The sequence below is a fragment of the Vibrio sp. V01_P9A10T6 genome, assembly GCF_963877065.1.
GTDB lineage: Bacteria > Pseudomonadota > Gammaproteobacteria > Enterobacterales > Vibrionaceae > Vibrio > Vibrio anguillarum.
On sequence record NZ_CAWNTB010000089.1, the window covers coordinates 1 to 4,345 of the forward strand.

3 protein-coding genes and 1 pseudogene are annotated in these 4,345 nt (G+C 42.3%); 1 reads left to right on the forward strand and 3 read right to left on the reverse strand.

Annotated elements, in window-relative coordinates; translation table 11 throughout:
- Positions 1-352 precede the first annotated feature (352 nt).
- On the forward strand, positions 353-1,783 hold the full coding sequence (ptsG, locus tag AACQ21_RS04920) for a PTS glucose transporter subunit IIBC (protein ID WP_013856413.1): 1,431 nt from the start codon (positions 353-355) through the stop codon (positions 1,781-1,783).
- Between the two features lie 361 nt (positions 1,784-2,144).
- Here ptsG and AACQ21_RS04925 read toward each other — a convergent pair whose 3' ends face one another.
- From AACQ21_RS04925 to AACQ21_RS04935, 3 genes and pseudogenes are all read right to left on the reverse strand, one after another.
- Positions 2,145-2,240 carry a MetS family NSS transporter small subunit gene (locus AACQ21_RS04925; protein ID WP_010319106.1) on the reverse strand — a complete coding sequence of 32 codons (96 nt, stop codon included), beginning with the start codon at positions 2,238-2,240 and terminating at the stop codon, positions 2,145-2,147.
- Positions 2,240-3,700, reverse strand: a complete 1,461-nt coding sequence (locus tag AACQ21_RS04930; protein WP_105976457.1) for a sodium-dependent transporter — start codon at positions 3,698-3,700, stop codon at positions 2,240-2,242. Before AACQ21_RS04930 ends, AACQ21_RS04925 begins: the two co-directional genes overlap by 1 nt.
- A 477-nt stretch (positions 3,701-4,177) precedes the next feature.
- Positions 4,178-4,345, reverse strand: a pseudogene (locus AACQ21_RS04935) (porin family protein); the annotation flags it as partial.

Sequence of the window (4,345 nt, forward strand, 5' to 3'; positions counted from 1 at the left end):
GTTGAAAAAATAAGCTTGAAAGTTAAAATTGTAATTTTGTTACTAAAAATAACAAGTGCGCTAATTTTATTCACTCTGTGAAATTAATGGTATTGTTAACAATATCATTATAAAACATGAAGTTATATTAATTGATTGGCAGGGTTTACACCCTCCCGCATTGTGATCGGTCTATTGTTTTGAAACAAAATTTCGTTACTAACTAGAAAGTTTGAGTGGCATCAAGATATATTTAGAGGCGAAAAATATAATGCGATATGTGGTTACATTTTCATTGGGTGCTAACATTTAGGCTACGGGGGTGTGCCGTTAGAACCCAAACAATTCTAATAACTTAATCAGGAGCATAAACATGTTTAAAAACCTTTTTGCAAACCTGCAGAAAGTTGGTAAGGCTCTGATGCTTCCAGTATCAGTTTTACCAGTTGCGGGTATTTTGCTTGGTGTGGGTGCAGCGAACTTTAGCTGGCTACCAGAAGTTGTTTCACATTTAATGGAACAAGCTGGTGGTTCGGTTTTTGGTCAAATGGCACTACTCTTTGCAGTAGGTGTAGCATTAGGCTTCACGAATAACGATGGTGTTTCAGGCCTGTCAGCAATTGTTGGCTATGGCATCATGGTTGCGACGCTAAAAGTAATGGCAGTCGTAATGGGTGTTGATAACATCGAGACGGGCGTTCTTGGTGGTATCCTTGCAGGTGGTGTTGCTGCTTGGGCATTCAATCGTTTTTACAAAATTCAACTTCCTGAATATCTTGGCTTCTTCGCGGGTAAACGTGCAGTACCAATCATTACGGGTTTCCTTGCGATTGCTCTAGGTATTGTTTTATCTATCATTTGGCCTCCTGTAGGTTCAGCTATCGCAACATTCTCTGATTGGGCTGCTAACCAAAACCCAGTAACCGCATTTGGTATCTACGGTGTTGTTGAGCGTTCATTGATTCCATTTGGTCTTCACCACATCTGGAACGTGCCTTTCTTCTATGAAGCAGGTACATGTACCAACAATGCAGGTACTACCGTTCACGGTATCATGACTTGTTTCTTGACTGCTGATGATGCGTCTCGCGCTGCAGGTAACGGTTTCGGTCAACTAGCGGGTGGCTACCTATTCAAAATGTTCGGTCTTCCAGCTGCAGCAATTGCAATTGCACACAGTGCTAAACCAGAAAACCGTGCCAAAGTAATGGGTATCATGGCGTCAGCTGCATTGACTTCATTCCTAACGGGTATTACAGAACCTATTGAGTTCTCGTTCCTATTCATCGCTCCAGTACTTTATGTTGTTCATGCTTTGCTAGCTGGTCTTGCTTATGTATTGACTAACGCTCTAGGTGTTGTTCACGGTCACACGTTCTCGAACGGTTTCATTGACTTTGTTGTTCAATCTCCTCGTGCTGAAAACATGTTGCTATTGGTTGGTCTAGGTATTGCTTATGCAGTTCTATACTATGTCGTGTTTACTTTCGTTATCCGTACGATGAACCTGAAAACTCCAGGTCGTGAAGATGAATCTGAAGAAGCTTCTTCTGCTACAGGTAGTGAGTTAGCTGGTGAACTTGTTGCGGCCTTTGGTGGTAAAGAAAACATCACTAACCTAGATGCATGTATTACTCGTCTACGCGTTTCTGTTGCTAAAACAGAAGCAGTAAACCAAGAGAAATTGAAACAGCTTGGTGCTGCGGGTGTTGTTGTTGTATCGGGTGGCGTTCAAGCTATCTTTGGTACTAAGTCTGACAACCTTAAAACTGAAATGGATGAGTGGATCCGTAACCACGGTTAATTCATATCTTTTCATTCCCCTATAAAAAAGGAGGCGAAAGCCTCCTTTTCTTTTGCCGCTAACTCGCTCATCAGCCATTCCCTATTTTTATAAGTTGATCATTGCCATCTCATTTATTAGTTGAGTTGTCCGCTTGCGGCGATAAGACGGATCTCACGCTTGGCTTGTTGACTTAACTCTCTTTTATCTCAAACGATAATCAAGTAAGGGCTATTTCGCTCTATTCCTTTATTCACATCACTTGTTTAATTTTGCTGTGGTTTGGGTGGCATGAATAGGTTTGGCTTCAAGAGGTAGGTGTAGCGGTTGTCGACAGGCATAAAAAAGCCGATGATGACATCGGCTTTTAGAATCAACAGGATTATTGTTTGTTCATGGCTTTTTTAATGCAGATGGCGGCGCCACCCCACGTAATGCCCAAACCAATAATCATCATAATAATTGCACTTGTCGTCATTAGTTGCACTCCTTGCGGCTTGTTGCATTGATTGTTAAGCCTATAGCGAATAGTAACCCGATCATTACCCATCCTAGGGTGAGGTCATAACCACCGTAACCTTCTGTGAATAGAGCGTTCAGTTTTGTGGCGACAATAATGGCCAAAATTACAGGTGAGATAAAGCGCAGACAAATATCAAACCACACGCCAATATTGAAATCGGAAATGCTGTTCACGTATTTGCGTACGTCAGAAATCTTAAATAGCCATGCCATGAGCGTAAGTTCCACTAGACAGCTCGCCATAATGCCCACGTTGTTTGCGAAGTGGTCGACAAGGTCGAGCAGCAACAGGCCACCGTTGGTCGCAAAGGCCATTGAAACCAAAAACCCTACGCTGATAACTACATTAGCGGCCTTTTTACGGCTCCATTTTAGCTTATCGATGACGGCTGAGGTGACGGCTTCAATGATTGATATGTGTGAGCTTAGGCCTGCAACAACAAGTGCAAAGAAGAAGATTGGCCCAAGAATATAGGGCGCTGGCAATAGGTTGATAGCCGCTGGCAACGTAACGAATGCAAGCCCAACGCCCGCAGACACGACTTCTGTCAACGGTTTGCCTTGTTCATGAGCCATGTAGCCAAGAACAGAGAAAATCATAATCCCCGCCAGAATTGAGAAACCACAGTTGATCAATACTGTCATGAAGGCGTTATTCGTTATGTCTGATTTCTCAGGAAGGTAGCTGGAATACGCCAGCATGATGGCAAAACCAATACTTAGGGTGAAGAAAATCTGTCCATAAGCAGCAGCCCAAACCTTCACATCCCAGATCTTGTCAAAGTCAGGCTCAAACATGTAGTTCACACCATCTAATGCACCTGGTAGGAAAATCATGCGGCCAATCAAAAGCAGTACCATGATAAACAGTATTGGCATCATGATTTTTGAAGCGCGTTCGATTCCAGATTTCACTCCACCGACGATAGCAGCATAAGTAATGGCCCATGCAATCAGCATTGCAATGGCGATTTTCCATTGAATACTACCGAGATTGGTCGGTGAATTATCGCCTAGTGCTAAATAGTTGCTAAAGAAGAAAGCATTAGTATCGGTTCCCCAACTTTGTGTAAACGACATACCAAAGTAGGAAATAGCCCAGCCAATAACGGCCACATAATACACAGCAATAATAGCGGCAACCCCTACTTGGAACCAACCTAACCATTCAAATTTTGCGTGAATTTTAGCCAGAGTGGCTGGTGCTGAACCGCGATGCTTTTGACCCATGCTGAACTCTAGGATCATAAACGGTATACCCGCTGTGATCATGGCGAAAAGGTAAGGGATGAAGAATGCACCACCCCCATTCTCATAAGCCATATAAGGGAAACGCCATATGTTTCCAAGACCGATAGCCGAACCTACGGCAGCCAGAATGAACCCTGCACGGGATCCCCATTGTTCTCGCTTCATTGTTTACTCCTTTACGACTTCCCTGAGGTATGAAGCTTCTCTTCGGCTGCGGAGCCAGTGTTGGAGTGATGAATACTATCGGTACACTAAATAGACCGTGAATATTTGCGCCATCATCCATGAACTGGCAAAAAGTTAGTGTTATATGTTGTCAGCTTTCCGAGAACTCAGAATATTGTTCTTAATAGTTCGATGTGTGTTTGCTGTATCTGAAATAATCAGCTACGCATGGGTTCGAGACTACAGACTAATCTAAGTTAAGGCAATAGATTGTAAATGTTATTCCCTGGTTTTTTGATGGTGTATTAGTTGTTAATTAATTGGTATTTAGGTGGAATGAACGTCATTTTTTAATAAGAATGGAATTTATAACTTCATTGTCTAAAAAATATAAATGATAAAACTATTTTTTGTCGAAGAGTGTATGACTGAAAAACATACACTCACTAGTGAATCACACCACAATTTTATCTTGGTTTAAAAACGAACTGTCAGGCCGATATTAGCCGAAAATTGATTGATCCAATCAGATTTAAAACGAATCGCGCACGTTTCTGAAGAGGGCAGTGTGCAGGTTGCTGAAGTTTCGTTGTCAACAGAGGTACCTAACCAACGCACTTGGCTATTCAGCGCAATGTTATCGGT

Excerpts from the sequence above, each read along its gene's own strand:
- ptsG (WP_013856413.1), top strand. The coding sequence starts at position 353 with ATGTTTAAAAACCTTTTTGCAAACCTGCAGAAAGTTGGTAAGGCTCTG.
- AACQ21_RS04925 (WP_010319106.1), bottom strand. The coding sequence starts at position 2,240 with ATGACGACAAGTGCAATTATTATGATGATTATTGGTTTGGGCATTACG.
- AACQ21_RS04930 (WP_105976457.1), bottom strand. The coding sequence starts at position 3,700 with ATGAAGCGAGAACAATGGGGATCCCGTGCAGGGTTCATTCTGGCTGCC.